This is a genomic window from Vibrio sp. La 4.2.2 (assembly GCF_027586995.1).
In the GTDB taxonomy this organism is placed as follows: Bacteria; Pseudomonadota; Gammaproteobacteria; order Enterobacterales; family Vibrionaceae; genus Vibrio; species Vibrio mediterranei.
The window spans coordinates 1-16,528 of record NZ_JAPPTJ010000009.1 but is presented as its reverse complement, the minus strand read 5'-3'; the positions used below and the strand labels follow the sequence as shown (position 1 = coordinate 16,528).

At 42.7% G+C, this 16,528-nt stretch carries 17 protein-coding genes and 1 pseudogene; 6 read left to right on the top strand and 12 right to left on the bottom strand.

The window, feature by feature from the left end:
* Window positions 1-122 precede the first annotated feature (122 nt).
* The 6 genes and pseudogenes from OH456_RS19195 to OH456_RS19170 all read right to left on the bottom strand — a co-directional run bounded on the left by OH456_RS19195 (window position 123) and on the right by OH456_RS19170 (window position 7,561).
* Complete coding sequence (locus OH456_RS19195) at window positions 123-626, bottom strand: bacterioferritin comigratory protein (RefSeq protein ID WP_107307120.1); 504 nt, start codon at window positions 624-626, stop codon at window positions 123-125.
* The gene (locus OH456_RS19190) at window positions 626-2,821 is read right to left on the bottom strand and encodes a site-specific integrase (RefSeq protein ID WP_107307119.1); all 2,196 of its coding nucleotides are present in this window, start codon (window positions 2,819-2,821) and stop codon (window positions 626-628) included. Before OH456_RS19190 ends, OH456_RS19195 begins: the two co-directional genes overlap by 1 nt.
* Before the next feature lie 14 nt (window positions 2,822-2,835).
* A complete protein-coding gene (locus tag OH456_RS19185) occupies window positions 2,836-5,157 on the bottom strand; it encodes a hypothetical protein (protein ID WP_270034067.1) in 2,322 nt (773 codons plus the stop codon).
* Entirely contained in the window at window positions 5,157-6,560 is a 1,404-nt protein-coding gene (locus OH456_RS19180) for a tyrosine-type recombinase/integrase (RefSeq protein ID WP_270034066.1), read from the bottom strand. The genes OH456_RS19185 and OH456_RS19180 overlap by 1 nt, the downstream gene beginning before the upstream one ends.
* 91 nt (window positions 6,561-6,651) lie before the next feature.
* Window positions 6,652-6,984, bottom strand: a pseudogene (gene bcp, locus OH456_RS19175) (thioredoxin-dependent thiol peroxidase); the annotation flags it as partial.
* A 34-nt stretch (window positions 6,985-7,018) separates the two neighbouring features.
* Entirely contained in the window at window positions 7,019-7,561 is a 543-nt protein-coding gene (locus tag OH456_RS19170; RefSeq protein ID WP_006071054.1) for a glycine cleavage system protein R, read from the bottom strand.
* 286 nt (window positions 7,562-7,847) lie between these two features.
* Between OH456_RS19170 and dapA the strand changes: the two genes are divergently transcribed.
* Together dapA and bamC are read left to right on the top strand one after the other, a co-directional pair.
* Window positions 7,848-8,726 (top strand): 4-hydroxy-tetrahydrodipicolinate synthase, encoded by an 879-nt coding sequence (gene dapA / locus OH456_RS19165; protein WP_038227841.1) that lies wholly within the window; start codon window positions 7,848-7,850, stop codon window positions 8,724-8,726.
* 50 nt (window positions 8,727-8,776) lie between these two features.
* Entirely contained in the window at window positions 8,777-9,796 is a 1,020-nt protein-coding gene (bamC, locus tag OH456_RS19160; RefSeq protein ID WP_006071057.1) for an outer membrane protein assembly factor BamC, read from the top strand.
* Between the two features lie 15 nt (window positions 9,797-9,811).
* Here the strand turns inward: bamC and OH456_RS19155 are convergent, their stop codons facing one another.
* From OH456_RS19155 to OH456_RS19140, 4 genes are read right to left on the bottom strand one after another with little or no spacing between them, the layout of a single operon-like run.
* On the bottom strand, window positions 9,812-10,021 hold the full coding sequence (locus OH456_RS19155; RefSeq protein ID WP_006071058.1) for a DUF2897 family protein: 210 nt from the start codon (window positions 10,019-10,021) through the stop codon (window positions 9,812-9,814).
* Window positions 10,022-10,030: 9 nt separating this feature from the next.
* A complete protein-coding gene (locus tag OH456_RS19150; protein ID WP_270034065.1) occupies window positions 10,031-10,705 on the bottom strand; it encodes a M15 family metallopeptidase in 675 nt (224 codons plus the stop codon).
* A gap of 2 nt (window positions 10,706-10,707) precedes the next feature.
* Window positions 10,708-11,844, bottom strand: a complete 1,137-nt coding sequence (dapE, locus tag OH456_RS19145; protein WP_270034064.1) for a succinyl-diaminopimelate desuccinylase — start codon at window positions 11,842-11,844, stop codon at window positions 10,708-10,710.
* 34 nt (window positions 11,845-11,878) lie between these two features.
* Complete coding sequence (locus OH456_RS19140) at window positions 11,879-12,229, bottom strand: ArsC family reductase (protein ID WP_270034063.1); 351 nt, start codon at window positions 12,227-12,229, stop codon at window positions 11,879-11,881.
* Between the two features lie 293 nt (window positions 12,230-12,522).
* Here OH456_RS19140 and OH456_RS19135 point away from each other — a divergent pair, with 293 nt between their 5' ends.
* Window positions 12,523-12,804, top strand: a complete 282-nt coding sequence (locus OH456_RS19135) for a winged helix-turn-helix domain-containing protein (protein WP_006071066.1) — start codon at window positions 12,523-12,525, stop codon at window positions 12,802-12,804.
* An 83-nt stretch (window positions 12,805-12,887) separates the two neighbouring features.
* On the opposite strand, the gene OH456_RS19130 is transcribed toward OH456_RS19135, so the two are convergent.
* Together OH456_RS19130 and OH456_RS19125 are read right to left on the bottom strand one after the other, a co-directional pair.
* Window positions 12,888-13,238 carry a DUF4156 domain-containing protein gene (locus OH456_RS19130; RefSeq protein ID WP_270034062.1) on the bottom strand — a complete coding sequence of 117 codons (351 nt, stop codon included), beginning with the start codon at window positions 13,236-13,238 and terminating at the stop codon, window positions 12,888-12,890.
* On the bottom strand, window positions 13,222-13,563 hold the full coding sequence (locus OH456_RS19125; protein ID WP_198558186.1) for a DUF2956 domain-containing protein: 342 nt from the start codon (window positions 13,561-13,563) through the stop codon (window positions 13,222-13,224). Before OH456_RS19125 ends, OH456_RS19130 begins: the two co-directional genes overlap by 17 nt.
* A gap of 112 nt (window positions 13,564-13,675) precedes the next feature.
* Between OH456_RS19125 and OH456_RS19120 the strand changes: the two genes are divergently transcribed.
* The 3 genes from OH456_RS19120 to OH456_RS19110 all read left to right on the top strand — a co-directional run bounded on the left by OH456_RS19120 (window position 13,676) and on the right by OH456_RS19110 (window position 16,363).
* Window positions 13,676-14,170, top strand: a complete 495-nt coding sequence (locus tag OH456_RS19120) for a DUF2919 domain-containing protein (RefSeq protein ID WP_006071072.1) — start codon at window positions 13,676-13,678, stop codon at window positions 14,168-14,170.
* A 36-nt stretch (window positions 14,171-14,206) separates the two neighbouring features.
* The gene (locus OH456_RS19115) at window positions 14,207-15,112 is read left to right on the top strand and encodes a Dyp-type peroxidase (RefSeq protein ID WP_006071073.1); all 906 of its coding nucleotides are present in this window, start codon (window positions 14,207-14,209) and stop codon (window positions 15,110-15,112) included.
* A 114-nt stretch (window positions 15,113-15,226) separates the two neighbouring features.
* Window positions 15,227-16,363, top strand: coding sequence for a flagellin (locus OH456_RS19110; RefSeq protein WP_270034061.1), 1,137 nt, complete (start codon window positions 15,227-15,229; stop codon window positions 16,361-16,363).
* Window positions 16,364-16,528 lie beyond the last annotated feature (165 nt).

The following is a 16,528-nucleotide window of genomic DNA, read 5'->3' as shown; positions in this document are numbered from 1 at the left end:
GGTGAGCTACATCCGTTCTAAAGCACTTTTATAATGTTAGAGTGTGCATTTTTACCTATAGCTAACCGTCCTGTCTAGTGATTACACTATACAGGACATTTTTTGGGTTGCAGCGCTTAACGCTACTTTGGTTTTCTAAATTGGGGGACAATAACATTGTCTGAACGAGACGATACGGTTTTATCCATCGCCTTTTCTCGCTGACTTTCATGTAACATCGACATTAGTTCTTGAACTATCTTTATATGAGTGGCTGCTTGAACAGCCAACGCATCCTTATGGCTTTGAGCTTCGTCGTAATACTCTTTTTTCTTTCTATTTGCCTGTGCTCTTTCTCCCTTGAGTGCCTTTATTTCTTTTTGGAGCACTTCAATAGGAGTGTCAGCGGTTTCATCTTGAGCAACTTGCACTTCCAATGATTTGTTTTTTATCATCAGAACGACATCGCCATGTCTTCTGAGTGCACCAGCGGAAAGCCCTGCTTCTTTTTCAACATTGCTGTTGTTGATCTTGAGCTTGCCTTTTCGCGCCTTATTACGCAGTTCTTTTGATGTTAACTTTGCTACATCGCCGCTCAACAGTCTTTCTAATGCTTCAATTAGCTTCTTTTTGGTGGTCTGTGACATTATGAAACAACTCCGAATGGGATGAGTAATTCCCTAACTTCATTAGGAAAAACAACAGGCTCATAGTCGATACCTAAATCACCCATAATACGTTCAGCTGCTTGAATTTTAATGTAAGATTCAGAGGCCGTTTGAGGGGTGAGTTCGTTATTTTCAATATCGTAAAGCATGTGAATTTCAGCTTCTTTACGCTTTGCTTCAGCAAATACGGCATCCACGATGTAGTCATTCTTGCAATCAACACATTCTATTAGGTTAACGAGCGTTCTTAGCCCACAAGTGGTCGAGGTGCAATATATCCCAGGCGCAACCGCATGAAGGTGTCGGTTTTGATTTCGAATTTGCTTTTTCCAATAATTAAGAGAAAGCATGTCATTATCCACCTTGTCTTTGAATAAGTTACGGTTGGTTTTGGTCATGCTTTTAGCAAACTCTTTGCCTTTACCACCTGCAACTCTCTCCTTGTTTGCCAATTTCTCATATATGCTTAAATAGACACGGGCTTTTTGGTCGATTCGTTCTTCATCAATTTCATTCGCTAGTGTCTTTTTCTTTTGTCTAATTTTTTGAAGTTTACTGGCATTTTTAGCGTAGTGTCGCGTCATTGCCATAGACACATGACGGAACTGTTGTTTGAGTTGTGGGAAGTGGCAAAGCTCGTAACCAATTAAGTAGTAAGCAAAAGAGCGGCGAAGTTGATGTGGCGTAAACTCGTAATTGCTACCCAATTCAAACGATAAATTGGGGTCAGATACTTTCAGGTCAACAATGTCTTCATTGGTTAGCGTAAGCTCTTCACCCATAGCGTCTTCAAACCAAGCGACAGAGTGTCTTCCTATTGCATTTTTGCCTACTTCACTAAAATCTTCTTTTATTTTATGGAAGAATGATTGTGAACTAGGGTGCCTTTTTCTAAGTGGTGTATGCAGCGCTTGAAGGACTTCATAAGCTTTCATTCCAATCTCAGTCGTAACAAACTCATCTTGTATTGATTGAGAGCCTTTTACTGTCTTTGATAGGTTGGCATGGATAATATATATATTCTGGCGGTCAATGATATCTTCGGTGCAGCCTTGAGCAGTGTTCAGACTATATATTTCATCGCGTCTCATTCCTGTACGAGCCATTAATCCCCATAAGCAGCTACCATTAAGCTTTTTAAAAAGTGACTGAGCCTCTCTTAGGTTGGTGATTGACCATTGCCCAATCGTCAGCTCTCGCTCGGCGTGGAATTTATCTAAACATTCGTTTCTTATCTGTGGCTTATGAAGTTGTGTGAGAGCCAGTGTCTCTTCTTCATTTGGGGAGTGAAGTGCAGTGAAGGCTTGTTGAAAGGCAATAGAGCGCTTTTTGCCTTCTTTACTCAACTTGGCTAAGTGCCATTTAATACCACCGTTTTTTTGTCTAGCCTCATCACTGATAAGATACTTAGCATAACCTACATAGGCTTTTTCAAAATAGGTGGTAATGTAATCTGCCAGTTGCTCTAGCTCATGACGAAGAGCGTAAGCTTCATTTATCACCTCTTCCGACTTTTGAAGCCCCATATAGTAGAGCCTTTGTGGAACGACAGTAAATTGCTCAGCGTCTTTAATCGTTAAACCAAAATCCGAGGCGTTAAGTTTTTTGTTTAGGTTAACCTCAAATGGCAAACCTTTGGCTTCTATGTAAAGGCGGTTTAACCCGTTGTATATTGGCGCTCTTTCAAAGTCGATATCGGTAAAGCCTGTTAGAACCCAGGTTTCGAGTCGGTCAAAGTCAAGCGCAGATAACGTATTAAACCCCTCATTTAAAAGCGGGTTAATGACTTTTTTTAGATCATTTAGCGCATCATAAAGAGTGGTAAAGGAATGGTCATGAGGTGAAAGCCACATCATTTTAAGTATGAACACTCTAAGCTCATTTTTTAGGTTGCGCTCAATCACTTTGCCATCGCTAGTAAACTCTAGGGTGCGGGGCGCCTTTGCTTGCGGCTCAATATGAGACTGCAAGTTTCTCCAAGCTTCATCATCGGCAATTTTACCTAATGATTCACTAGTTACCGTAAAGCCTATATCAAGAGCTTCGAGTTCATCCCAATCGCCGCGCTCAATCGCTGGCTTTAATACATCTATTAAGTAATTAGTATGAGCGCCAACGTTTTGTTGCGCTTTAAGAAGCTTGTTTTGGTGCTCTAGGTCAGAGAGTTTTATCATGTGAACCTCCGTAACTACATAGATAGAATTGCATGATCGATGAACACTCTTGGGTGACGACCTTGAGAATTAAATTTTTTCATAGCTTCATCGAATATATCGTTACTTGCTCCATCTAGCGTACACTCAAACGCTTCGATTTTTTCTAGAGCACCCCCTTTCGAATCAGGGAACATATCTAGCCCTTCCTTCAACACATCGATATATGAAATAAGCTTATAAATAGCATCAGCGTCATTTGCCGCTTTGGCAGATTGGCACTTGTGGCACATATCAAACTCAGCGCAAGGTAAGTCTACGCCTAGCGCAAAGTTCGTTTCACGTTGTGTATTCTTGCCATCAATCATGACTTGCTTCCCGTCGCAAGCGATCCCATTGGGGTTAGTTTTGCGCTTTTTCTCACCTTCCTCGTATGTCAGCATCGGAATACCGCGCCTTTTAGTAACAGCATCTTTTGCTTGCTCTAAGTCATTATCATAGAGGTTTTCGATGACTTCGATACCCTGAGAGAGAATGACTTTATTAAGTGATGGAAGCCCGTTTATGTAACTTCTCTCTATTGTGTCTCGCTTGTTTTGGAGCAAGCTTTGAACAGCTTGAATCCCACCCTCCGCATAGGCTTGATTACTGCTCATTTCTCGCCAGCGACTTGATTGAAGAGAGAGGTAGTAATGGTTGGGTTCAACAGACCATAGTTTCATGAGACTGGCTGAAATAGGGCTAATTCCTTCCCAATCATAAGGAATATACCTGGAAGTTCTTGCTAAAAGCAGTCGTTCATATTTCTTAGCTTGTTTGTTCGCTTTGTCTTTCGCATATTGCTCTATATCTTTAATAAGCGTTAAATCACAAGCGGGGACTTTGAAGTATCCTGTTTCGCCACTTCTATAGTTAAAAGAAACGGTAACATTGCCATCAATTTCGGAATAGGTGAGCGGAAGTAAAATTCCCTTAAGAGGTAGGTCTGTGTAACAAGATAAAATGCAGTAGGCGCTGTTGGTCGCTCCTTGACTTGCCTTATTCTTGGAAATTTCCTGCACTTCTTTATGAGCAACCGTGCGACCTAAATGATTCGTGACCTTTTTTAACGTGACGGCTTGTTGATTTCGGTAGGTGTAAAACAGCTCTTTAAACCAAGGTAGATTACCCGCCCGATGGGGAGATAACAGGTGTAGTGTGTTAACGAGGTATTTATTTAGCTCATGCAAATTAAAGGTATCACTGACTTCTGAGTAGTTATTGAGAGGAAAAATCAGCTCCGAGCCATCTTCACCATTGCCATAGAGTTTGGATAATCGTTCTAGTAGCTTTATAAACTTCACGCCATCGCGCTTATCAACGTCAAATTGCTCCCCCACCAAAAGGGCATCGACTTCGCTTCTTGAGCGAGGCTTATAGCTTGAGATCTTGACTATCTGTAGGCTTTTGTCTCGCTCTTCGGTATGAACATGAATTGGGTGGGCAATGTTTCGAATGTTGCTGTCGTTCAGTGAGGTAAAAAAGCACATTAAGTGATAGGCGGCGGCCATTGTAAGGTTAAAGGCTGATGCAGTATTAACAGCAGTGTTATTTTTGCTATATCTTCCTACATTCACTTTCAATGATGTAGGAATTTGAACTGTTTCCTCATGCAAACCAAGACTAATGATAAGAGGCAGAGTTTCGGGTAAAGACGTGTTGTTTTCTTTAGCAGCAATGAGCTGTGGCGCAAGAGTGAAAAACAATGCCTCTAATCGTGTGACCAGAAGCTTTTCTTCCTCATATGAGTAACCCTTAAAGGGCGTATTTTCTCCTGTAAACCCTCGGTGATTTCTCGCCCAATCTGAAATAGGTAAGCCGCACCATTCAAGCGCAGTACGAAGGCTTGAAAGCAAACCAGTAGCGCTTGATTCTTTCATGCCTAATTCATCACCGTGATTGTATTCCCACAGGCGTTTTGAAGGGGTAAACATCTTGATTCGATGCCTTAATTCGCCATCGTTGCCAGCATACTTCAAATAGCCGTTTTCGGTGAACGGGTTAACATTTATGGTGTCACAAAAAGCCAGGTAGCTGCGCAAGTTATCGTAGTTTGAGCTGACGGTGCGCGCTGAATTCCCATTGCTGACATATTGATTAGCTTTCTTGCAAAAAGTTCTGATAAATACAGCTCGACTGTTTATCTTTTCGTTTTCTTTGCTCCCCCCTAAATGCAATAGGTGAGAAACATCGAACTGCTGCACTTTGTTTGATTTGGCATCTTTATAAGGAATCTCAAAAGTCAAAGGAACAACATTTTGATTGTTTCGTATATGCTTGACGGCTTTGGACTGTTTTGCGATTTTGCTTTTCGCCATTACGACCAACCCCCGTTTATTTTGCGGTTTTTGGCTTTAGCTGTGTTGATTTGGTCGTCCAGCTTATTCATGTACTGAATGTACTTTTCGGTGGTCGATGTGCTGGCGTGTCCCATCAATTCCGCTAAATCACCCATAAGATAGTCATAGCTAACATTACGTTCTTTTGACTCTTCCCAAAGCCAGTGAGTAGCAAAGGTAGAACGTAAATCATGAATTCGGTAATACCAAGAAGAGTCCACTTCCCGAATCTGCTTTCTAAGGTTTGAAAAGTGCGTTTCTAAAGTATTGGCGGAGTATGGCACACCTTTGTTTGAGAGAAATAGGTACGCAATGGTATCCATTTTGTTGCCTGCCTGAATAAGGTCATTGCGGTTGTTTAGGTTTTTAAGTTGCGTGTGACTTTCTTTGTGTACCTCTAGCTCTTCGTACAGTTCTATAGGGATTTCTACGGTACGCTCTTTGCGGCCTTTCGTGTGAGTAATTTTGATTGGTACAGTATCTAAATAACTGTAGTCAGCGTTTCCGATATCGTGAGCGGGGAAGTGAATGGCTTCATCTATTCTAAGTCCTGCTTCGACACATAGGCGAAAGATGAGTTTTGTCGTCTTTGGGAGTGATGTTATATGCTCATTGAATAAAGCTTTGTGCTCGGGGTGCATGGGCTTGAGTTTTTTATGAGCAGGCGTTTTTTGTTTTTTAGGAAACCTCTTCATGATATTGGAAGTTTCATAAGTACGCTGCGAGCCAGATTTTGTGTGAGCCAGCATATCGTGTTGGTTTAACTCCTGATGTACTGTTTCTGTGGTGTAGTGCGTAACGATATTTTCATCGTTATTTTTGATGTAGCCGTTTTTTTGCATCCACTTATAGAATCCAATTACCACACCCATATAGGTGCGAGCGGTAGATAAACTAAAAGCCTCGTTGCCATTAGAGCCTTCAATATCATTGCAGTTCGCAAGTAGAAACTCAGCAAATCGCCAAGGAGCGCCTTCTTCTTCGTACTTTGATAGGGTTTTATACGTCAGGTATTCACATGGTATTTCATGACCATCTTCATCAACTCGACAGTGGTGAGTCGAATCCAAATAACGAGTGAAAGCGAGCAAACCTTTTGCGATTGAACCTGTGTCTTTTACGGCCGCTTCACCACGCAATTTAGATACTATATAAAGAGACTGTGGATAAACCACTCTACCGTCAGGGGCAACGATGATATCGGTTTTCTTTATGCGTGATTTTAGGTTGGAAGGAGAAAGGTCGAGAGAGTATGTCACTTCCCCTGATTCAGTATCGGTATTTGTAGAGATTCTTAGCTTTGCTAATGTATCGACTTCGATAGAAAGAAGTCGGTAGTCATCATAAACATCAGAACATTTTTCTTTGTACGTTTCTATCACAAAACAATCCTCGATATGCTACCCACATATCAAAGCTAGGTTTGTCATAAAAACAGATCAAGGATTTCTGTCATGCTTTTTTTCTAAGGGTAAACTTCTTCTCGCCCCAAACACCGAATTGGTCTGCAACGGCATGGTCTTCATCTGAGAGAAGCGTAAAGTTAAGTTCATCACGCTCAATAAATTTACCTAGACGTTTTACTGGGTCAATACTGACACCCAATACCACAACGTTGTGAGCGTCAAGCTCGGCTTTAACGTCACGTAGCCCCTGAGCTTGCACGGTGCAACCCGGTGTCATAGCTTTAGGGTAAAAGTAAAACAGGACTTTCTTACCTTTGAAGTCTTGTAGTGTGACGGTGTTGCCGTCTTGGTCGAGCAAAGAAAAGTTTGGAGCTGGTGCACCCGCAGTCAACGTGTTCATTGAAATTCCTTTGAAGCTGAATGGTGTTATTGTTTTATTTACTACCGCTGATGAAGTTCAGCGAGCCTTTTACTGATAAGCGTTGACACAAAGAGTCGAACTCTTCTTGTAACTGCATCAAATTGCAATTTTCTTCTACGTTAGCAGTTAGAGCGATCTGGAATTGATCGACTTCTGTGCCCGCACGCTCTTTGACAATAGTTTGCGCGCTTAATGAAGCCAGACCGATCTGTTTATCGGCGAAAAACTGGGTAAATTGTTCAGTGAGTCCAATGCGGTCTTCTGATTCAATAAACACTTCAACAGTATATTGATTCGGTAAGGCATCGTGTTTGGACGTACGTTTCATCATCGTAATGAGATCATGTTCTTGCCCTAAAAGTGGCAAGGTAGTCTCAACTCTTGTGATGTAACTGGGGGTGCCGGATATCAGCATTATGAGAGTAAATTCATTACCAAACATGGCAATGCGACTATCGATGATGTTACATCCGGCTTGTGCGACCAGATGTACGACTTCATTACAAATCCCTGGGCGGTCAGTACCAACGGCGGTAATCACTAAATACTGATTCATGGTGTCACTCTAAAGTCCTTATTTGATGATATGGTAGCACAGCTAACGGTAAAGCTCTTGTGATAGATGTAACCGAATACCGACAAATTTAAGGGGAATAAGTTTATCAGCCAGAAAATTGACCTGTTGATGACACCTCGAAATAGTAATAGCGCACCTTATACGTGCCTCATATCTGAAATCTGATAATTATTCATTCACTTCTTGCGGGGATCGTTTTTAATCTCTTGTGTTTATCAATAGCATTACAGTACCATGCAAGAAGTATCAATTTAGGGAGATCACCATGTTTTCAGGAAGTATTGTTGCCTTATTAACCCCATTCACTCCAGACGGCGAAGTGGACTTCGTTAGCTTACGAAAGCTAGTTGAGTATCATATTGAAGCTGGTACAGACGGTATTGTTGCTGTCGGTACAACAGGTGAGTCTGCAACACTAACTGTTGAAGAACATGTCAAGGTCGTCGCGAAGACGGTTGAGTTTGCTGAAGGTCGTCTACCAATTATTGCTGGTACAGGTGCAAATGCGACGCACGAAGCGATTACATTTAGTCGGTTATTTAATAATGTTGGTATTGCGGGTTGTCTGAGTGTGACACCGTATTACAACAAGCCAACGCAAGAAGGCATGTATCAGCATTATAAAGCGATTTCCGAAGAGACAGACATTCCACAAATCTTGTACAACGTACCTGGTCGTACAGGTGTGGATCTACTACCAGAGACGGTTGCACGTTTATCTGAGATTTCAAATATTGTTGCACTTAAAGATGCGACAGGTGATTTATCACGAGTTCAAATTCATCGTGAACTTTGTGGCGAAGATTTTATCTTACTAAGTGGTGATGATTCGACAGGGCTTGATTTCATCAAGCAAGGCGGCACTGGTGTGATTTCCGTAACGAACAACATTGCAGCGGCAGACATGGCAAAAATGATGAAGCTGGCTCTAGAAGGTAAATTCGAAGAAGCTGAAATCATCAATCAACGTCTTATGCCTTTGCATAAAAATCTGTTTGTAGAATCTAGCCCGATTCCTGTGAAGTGGGCTGCGCATAAAATGGGTTTGATTGACAACGGAGATTTACGTTTACCTCTTGTTGAACTATCCGAGCAAGCAAAACCTATTGTTGCTCAAGCTCTAACAGAAGCTTGTATTTACTAATAGAACATTAAGAGGAGTGAACTATCGCTCCTCTTATTAAGGGAGTATCAATGAAATTTTCTCGTCAGCTAGCGGTATCGTCGTTAGCTGTTATTGTTTTAGCCGCTTGTTCGAGTGACCCTAACACTCGTCGCGAAGCAAAAGATGACTTTAACTACCTAGATGCGCCACCGCTAGAAAGTTGGACGCTACCGGAAGATGCCACGCCTCAGTTCTATCCAAATTATGAAATTCCTAAAGGGGATTACTCGGGTGGCATTGGCCGTGAGGTTGATATTCGTCCGCCTCAACAAGTTTTAGAGCTTATCCCTGGTGCTCGAGTAGAAAGACAAGGCTCCGACGTAACACTGTGGCTGCTACAAAAAGATGAGATGGATAAAGTATGGTCAACAGTCAAGACCATGCTAGCTGAAATCAACGTCAAAGCACGAAAAGAAACCGATGACTTTATCGAAACCGACTGGGTGTCTTGGGTTTCTGAAGATGAGGACGTTGAGATTGGTAGCCGTTACGAGATAAGCCGTTTCGAAGCAAACAATCGTTATGGTTTCAAAATGAAGCTGATCGATTGGCGTGAGGGTGGAAAAGATAAGCCAGTAACTCGTGTTAACGAAGAGCGTTACAACACATTGATGACCAATTTGGTAACTGCTCGCTATGACAGAGACCTTCGTGAAGAAGCCGCTCGTCGAGCTCAAGAGTTGGTCAAGTCTATCCCGATTAGCATGGGTACGGACAGAAGTGGTCTGCCAGTCATCATTGCACGTACACCGTATAATGTAATGTGGCAAGAGATCCCAGAGCTGCTGCCTAAGATGGGCTTCACCATTGAAGAGCGTAACCAGTCTCAAGGTACTGCAAAAGCCAAATACGCTGCACCGGATGACGCGTTCTGGAATGACGTTGGCTTGAAACCAATTGATTTAGAACCGGGCGAATACACCTTCCTATTCGGTGATTTAGGGAACCGTACTTCGATTAATGTTACGGATAAAGACGGTAAGCCAGTAGCAGAGAACCTGCTCCGCTCCCTAGAACCGTTGATATCGACAGTGATCAAGAAAGACTAAAACAAAAAAGGACCGTTAAGGTCCTTTTTTTATGTCTTCGTCATCATCGCCATATTTTTGTTTATCTAACTCATTGAGGCGGTCAAGTTCATGTTTACGTGAACGGACGTTATCTTCTTGGTTGAACTTCATATTGGCGGTGTGTTTCAGTGCTGCAATGTTGCCAATCACAACGGCTACAACAACAATAATGATAACCCACGGGTTAAATAGCCATTCAATCATACTTCACTCTCAACGTTGTATATTTGTTATATATTGATTGTAGATGTAATCAAGTTGAGAAAGTATGGCACGTTGTCCCAAAATCTCTGATTGCTCTAAAGTTTCTTGAAGCAATGTGATGGAAAGTTGGCTAAGACATTGTTCTGCCGTGGCATGGTGGCTGATATGCCAGGGTTCAAAGGCTACTCCGCCACGATCTTGCTGATAAGGAAAGCGGAAACCATACCGGCTAGCATTGTTTTTTAGCCATTGATAGAAGGGTACTTGATGACCTTGTGTATATTCCCAAGGCTCTAAGGCGAGAGAAGTGTCAACAGGTAACAAGTTACCTGCATAGACATCAAAATCGGTACCCCAGTGGTGGCGGCTTGCACCGGGTAAAGCACTCCAACGCAAAATTGCTCGAACCTTTTGCTCATCAGATAGTGCGGTAGTATCCATGGGGTGGCTATCATCGTCTAGAATTGGCTTACCCCCTGACATTTTGTTGTTCCAAATACCAAGTTGACGCTCGAAACTTCGAAATCCACTGGCGATATACAGTTGAAATCCATCGGATGAAGCAGCTTGAATCAGAGCGTGCAAATCTTGCCTAACTTGCTGATGCACAAGAAACGCTTTGTTTCCAACTTGAAGTGGAACTAGCTCACATTCACTTTGACCAACAAGCTGCTTTCTATCCATATCTATTTACCCAAAAGATTAAACAGAGTTTTCTCGTACATATCGGTGAGCTTTTCAAGGTCAGCAATGTTTACACATTCGTTTACCTTGTGAATGGTTGCGTTAACAGGACCAAGCTCTACTACTTGAGTGCCCATGCGTGCAATAAAGCGGCCGTCGGATGTACCACCCGTCGTTAGAAGCTCAGGTTTCTTATGGTTGACCTCTTCCACGGCATCGACTACTGCATCCAGTAATTCACCTCTATCCGTTAAGAACGGATGACCACTTAATGTCCATTTTAACTCGTAATCCAACCCATGAAGGTCAAGTGTCGAATGTACGCGTTGTTTGATGTCTTCGTCGGTCAGTTCAGTACTGAAACGGAAGTTGAACTGCACATCGAATTCACCAGGAATCACATTAGTTGCACCGGTGCCAGAATGTAGATTGGGGATCTGGAAGCTGGTTGGAGGAAAGAAGTCGTTACCTTCATCCCACTTTGTTGCAGCAAGCTCTGCTAATGCAGGAAGCGCTTGATGCACTGGGTTGTTTGCTAGGTGAGGGTAAGCAACATGACCTTGTATGCCTTTTACTTTCAAATCACCGGTGATAGAGCCACGACGGCCATTTTTAACCACATCGCCAACCGCTAGCGTACTTGAAGGTTCTCCTACAATACACATGTCGATCAGCTCGTTACGCTCCATCAAGGTATCGACCACTCGGGTAGTCCCGTTAATAAATGGGCCTTCTTCATCAGAGGTGATCAAGAAAGCAATGGAGCCCGTGTGGTTTGGGTTCTGTTCTATAAATCGTTCTACCGCAACAATCATACAGGCTAGCGAGCCTTTCATATCTGCTGCACCACGTCCATGAAGATGACCATCAATGATTGTTGGTTCAAATGGTGGGGTATACCACTGTTCTCTTGGTCCAGCTGGTACAACATCGGTATGGCCAGCAAAGGCGAATAGCGGCGCTTCACTGCCTTTGCGAGCCCAGAAGTTGGTGGTGTCTTCAAACACCATCACTTCGATCTCAAAACCGAGTTTTTCTAGGCGTTCAATCATTACCTTTTGGCAATCTGCATCTTCCGGTGTTACTGATTCGCGACTAATTAAATCTTTTGCGAGTGCCAATACGGGGCTGTCTGTCATCCTTGATGATCCTTGTACTTATCGTTAATTCGAATTATGCGTTGAAAATCTGTTGGTATTGATCAGCTTTGAAGCCAATGTGTTTGCTGCCGTCAATATCGACAATAGGACGTTTAATAATGGCAGGATGCTCAACAAGAAGTGAGATCGCAGAGTCTTCATTAAGTGTGTCTTTTTGCTCTTGTGAGAGCTGGCGGTATGTCGTGCCGCGTTTGTTTAGTACTTGTTCCCAACCTAGAGCATCACAAAACTCGCGAACCATTTGCTCTGAAATGCCATTTTTACGATAGTCGTGAAATGTGTACTCCACGTCATTAGCTTCGAGCCACTTTTTAGCTTTTTTAATTGTGTCGCAGTTAGGGATCCCAAACATGGTGATCGACATAATGACTTCCTTTCTATAATTGACTTGCCGACTCGGCAATTTTGTTTTCAAGCATCCTATCAAGAACTTTCCTTATAAACAAAAACTTGTTCTTTATCACACTTGGTCTGATCTGCTTGCTCTGAACAGATGGCGCAAAAACAACAGAAAAGCCAGCTAAATTAACCGATATTGATGAAAAGTTACAAAATCTGAATTGTTGATATCACGCGGATTATCGAGAAATTGATCAAGCGCAACACCATCTTGTTGAAATCCAATATATTGGAAATGCACATAAATAGGAGGTGTCAATGGAACTGAGTCCTGTTTTTGCACGTCGTCTCTATCTCGCATTGCTTGTTGAGAGCATCGAGAGACCGAATGTGCCAAAACTTATCGAAAAAACGGGGTGGCCTCGCCGAACAATTCAAGATGTAATCAAGGCGCTACCTGGTATCGGCATTGAGCTCATGTTTGTTCAAGATGGGCGTAGACACAATGATGGTTATTACCAGTTATCTGACTGGGGACCATTCGACAGCCAATGGGTGATTGAACGCCAAAATGACATCGAGTCAACTCTTGGCGTTTAAGCAGCATATCGTTGTTGAGTGTGAATTAAGTATCAGCCGTGTGCATATGGATGATAAATGAGGCCAGAGTGAAGACTCTGGCTTTATTTTTTACAGCGGTACGCGCTACCTATCAAGGTTACCGATGTTTGAAAGTCGAGAGGGGATAGCAAAAGTACAGTATCTGCTTCCAACTCACTTGCATGATTCTTTATGTCATTCATTGCGCCACGGGCCAGTGCATCATTGCCATAAAAAATCGAGCTATACCAGCGTCCTTCTGAACCAGTGATGTCGCCTTTCCAAGCGCAAGACGAGACATCCATAGTGGCATCCAGTCTTACCTCAACACGTTCAGCTTGTGGTGATGAAAGTTGATTGGCTGGTGTTGAGCAGCCTTGCAACAAAACCAGTGCGGTGATAGCACCGAGACTACGTTTAGTTAAGAGCAACATAAGCAATAAAACCTATCCAGCTAAATACCAACAACATCCAAGGTAAACGGGTAGAGCCTACCTCCTGAACTTGAATGTCTTGTGTTTGATTGTCTGCTTCAACGTGGTCACGTTGCTGCTTATCTCTTTTCTGTTTTTTTAGCGCTTTATCTGCCTGACGTTTTTTTTCTTTCTGCTGTTTTTTAAATTGCGCGATGCCTTTTTCAATTCCTTGAGCGATCAATTTAGTCTGTTCTTTTGTTTGACCAGGCTTTTGGGTTGATTTCGCTATGCGCATCGCTTCTTGCTGCGTTTCTACAGAAGGCGCACTTTTGTTGGTTTTCATACTCATCCTAACTCAAAATTTGCTGCATTTTATCATAACCAAGAGTTTGAACTTGAATCATTGCGCCATTAACACCATATAGTTTGATATTAGTTAGAATTTGAGACGTATTATGCGCTATGGCATAGAACAATATGACCAGCACGGAATCCTCAAAGCGCCAATTTGGCTCTGGTTAGGGTGGGCGTTCCTTACACGTGCTTGGGTGGTATTTATTGTTGCTGGTGCGAGTCGCCAAGAAGGAAGTCAAATTCTCGAGTATGTTTACCCAAACCACACTATGCTTTACCTCGGATTGGCCATGGGGCTACCGATTGTTGTAGGAATGTGGCTAATGGGATTGCGTAAAGCGGATACAGACAAAATCAATCGCTCTGTTAGCTATTTAAGAGGTACTTCTATTCTCGTGGTGATAATGCAGCTAGGACATACTGTCTACTTAGTCAGCTTACAGCACTGGCAGTTTACCTGGACCAACGCGATGACACTGGTATTGCTGTGCTGGTTTGCTATTTATTTGGTAAATAGTCGCTATGTGATAGATTGCTTAGCGATGCCAAGAAAAATCAATACAGTTACTGATCAAGGTCATACTACGAGTAACTAGTTAAAAATACACTGTGCAAAAACAGAGGAAAGATCAATGTCATTACCACAAAGTGCGATAACGCCTGATGCTGAACCATTTGCGTTGTACATGCAGTTAAAAGTGAATCAAAACCCTCAGCAAGTGCTAAGTGCACTGCAAGCATTACCACAGTTAGTAAAAGAGCTTAATGAGTCTCAACCTGGTGCTGAACTGACTTCATCAGTAGCATTCTCTCACTCATTCTGGACACAGTTTGAACAGGCGATGCCGCCAGAACTGAAAGCGTTCCCAGAACTAGGTGAAGGTGATATTCACGCTCCATCGACTGAGGTAGATGTATTAGTGCATTGTCACTCTAAGCGTCATGACCTGCATTTTTATGTGTTGCGTAAACTCATGGGTCAGATTGCTGAGGACGTAACTGTTGTGGATGAGACCTACGGCTATCGCTTTATGGATGCTCGTGATATGACCGACTTTATTGATGGTACTGAAAACCCGAAAGGTGAGCAGCGTGGTGAAGTCGCATTAGTTGCTGATGGTGAGTTTGCTTCTGGAAGTTACGTGATGGTGCAACGTTTTGAACATAATCTGCCAGCGTGGAACCGCCTTAATGTTGCAGCACAAGAAAAAGTAATTGGTCGTACCAAGCCTGATTCTATAGAGCTGGATGATGTCCCTGCCGCATCTCACGTGGGGCGTGTAGACATCAAAGAGGAAGGCAAAGGACTTAAAATTGTTCGTCACAGCTTACCGTATGGTACGGTAAGTGGCGCTCATGGCTTACTGTTCATTGCTTATTGTCATACGGTACATAACTTCGATGCGATGCTTGAAAGCATGTACGGCGCAACCGATGGTAAAACTGACCAGTTGTTACGCTTTACCAAAGCGGTCACAGGGGCGTATTTCTTTGCGCCGTCGCAAGAGATGCTTGCCTCACTAAATATCGCAGCATAATCCATATCTTGGTTCCTAGGCGTTTGTACTAGGAACCTTCTCACTATCTTTTTTCCCTTCAGTTTTTTCTCATTTAGTCGATATCAAACTAACCCTCTTGTTTTCGGAACTTGTATGTCGATTACTGTTAATACCAATGTCAGTGCAATGATGGCGCAGAATCAACTGAATAAAGCGTCTCAGGCGTTGAATCAGTCATTAGAGCGCCTGTCATCTGGTTATCGTATTAATAGTGCTAAGGATGATGCAGCTGGCCTACAAATTTCTAATCGATTAGAAGCTCAAATAAGTGGTTTAGGCGTAGCGCAGCGTAATGCAAATGATGGTATTTCCATCATGCAAACTGCGGAAGGCGCGATGAATGAAACCACATCAATCCTACAACGAATGCGAGATCTCTCGCTGCAATCTGCCAATGGTTCCAATTCGGCTCAAGATCGAAAGGCGCTGCAAGAAGAGTTTACCGCCCTTAATGATGAACTAAATCGAATCGCAGAAACCACCTCATTCGGTGGTAAAAGATTGCTCAATGGAAGCTTTGGTAAGGCCACGTTCCAAATAGGTGCGCAGGCAGGTGAGGCCATTCAAGTTGAACTAAAAAATATGCGTTCTGACCAACTGGAAATGGGCGGCGTTGCTTATCGTGCCAATAATGGCGTTTCTGAATCGTGGCTGGTGGATTCAAGTAATCGTAGCTTGAGTTTCAGTTATCAAGATGCTCAAGGTAGAACTCAGACTGACACGATAGAGCTTAAAGTTGGCGATGATATTGAACAGGTTGCAACTTACATTAACGGGCAAACAGATACGATTTCAGCCTCAGTAAACGGGCAGGGGCAGTTACAATTGTTTGCAGACTCCCAGCAAGTCACCAGTAGCGTTACATTTTCTGGGAGCTTTGCTCAGGCTTTAGATATTGCGACACAAGGTATTGTGACGGTGGATAATTTGTCTATCGAAGCAGTAGGAGGTGCGCAAATGTCGGTGTCGGTGATCGATCAAGCTTTAAAGTATGTGGATGGTCATAGGGCTGAGTTGGGTGCGTACCAAAATAGGCTAGGTCATACCATTAATAATCTGGCAAATATGGAAGAGAATTTATCGTCCTCGAACAGCCGTATTAAAGATACTGACTATGCGAAAGAAGCAACCGAAATGTTAAAGCAACAAATCCTTCAACAGGTTAGCACTACGATTTTGGCTCAAGCAAAACAGACTCCTAACCTAGCACTTACTCTTTTGCAGAGCTAATAGCAAAGTAGGTCGTACGACGGCTTGGCAGATAACTTTAGTTCTTTTTCCTACAAAACTTCACTTTTTATGTTTCTTATCACAATTCATGTCCAACCGCATAAAAAAAGTAACTTTCCATAAATAAACTTCTCAAGTCTTTCTTTTTGAAGACGATAAAGATAG

Excerpts from the sequence above, each read along its gene's own strand:
- OH456_RS19195 (WP_107307120.1), bottom strand. The coding sequence starts at position 626 with ATGTCACAGACCACCAAAAAGAAGCTAATTGAAGCATTAGAAAGACTG.
- OH456_RS19190 (WP_107307119.1), bottom strand. The coding sequence starts at position 2,821 with ATGATAAAACTCTCTGACCTAGAGCACCAAAACAAGCTTCTTAAAGCG.
- OH456_RS19185 (WP_270034067.1), bottom strand. The coding sequence starts at position 5,157 with ATGGCGAAAAGCAAAATCGCAAAACAGTCCAAAGCCGTCAAGCATATA.
- OH456_RS19170 (WP_006071054.1), bottom strand. The coding sequence starts at position 7,561 with ATGAATCAGTATTTAGTGATTACCGCCGTTGGTACTGACCGCCCAGGG.
- dapA (WP_038227841.1), top strand. The coding sequence starts at position 7,848 with ATGTTTTCAGGAAGTATTGTTGCCTTATTAACCCCATTCACTCCAGAC.
- bamC (WP_006071057.1), top strand. The coding sequence starts at position 8,777 with ATGAAATTTTCTCGTCAGCTAGCGGTATCGTCGTTAGCTGTTATTGTT.
- OH456_RS19155 (WP_006071058.1), bottom strand. The coding sequence starts at position 10,021 with ATGATTGAATGGCTATTTAACCCGTGGGTTATCATTATTGTTGTTGTA.
- OH456_RS19150 (WP_270034065.1), bottom strand. The coding sequence starts at position 10,705 with ATGGATAGAAAGCAGCTTGTTGGTCAAAGTGAATGTGAGCTAGTTCCA.
- dapE (WP_270034064.1), bottom strand. The coding sequence starts at position 11,844 with ATGACAGACAGCCCCGTATTGGCACTCGCAAAAGATTTAATTAGTCGC.
- OH456_RS19140 (WP_270034063.1), bottom strand. The coding sequence starts at position 12,229 with ATGTCGATCACCATGTTTGGGATCCCTAACTGCGACACAATTAAAAAA.
- OH456_RS19135 (WP_006071066.1), top strand. The coding sequence starts at position 12,523 with ATGGAACTGAGTCCTGTTTTTGCACGTCGTCTCTATCTCGCATTGCTT.
- OH456_RS19130 (WP_270034062.1), bottom strand. The coding sequence starts at position 13,238 with ATGTTGCTCTTAACTAAACGTAGTCTCGGTGCTATCACCGCACTGGTT.
- OH456_RS19125 (WP_198558186.1), bottom strand. The coding sequence starts at position 13,563 with ATGAAAACCAACAAAAGTGCGCCTTCTGTAGAAACGCAGCAAGAAGCG.
- OH456_RS19120 (WP_006071072.1), top strand. The coding sequence starts at position 13,676 with ATGCGCTATGGCATAGAACAATATGACCAGCACGGAATCCTCAAAGCG.
- OH456_RS19115 (WP_006071073.1), top strand. The coding sequence starts at position 14,207 with ATGTCATTACCACAAAGTGCGATAACGCCTGATGCTGAACCATTTGCG.
- OH456_RS19110 (WP_270034061.1), top strand. The coding sequence starts at position 15,227 with ATGTCGATTACTGTTAATACCAATGTCAGTGCAATGATGGCGCAGAAT.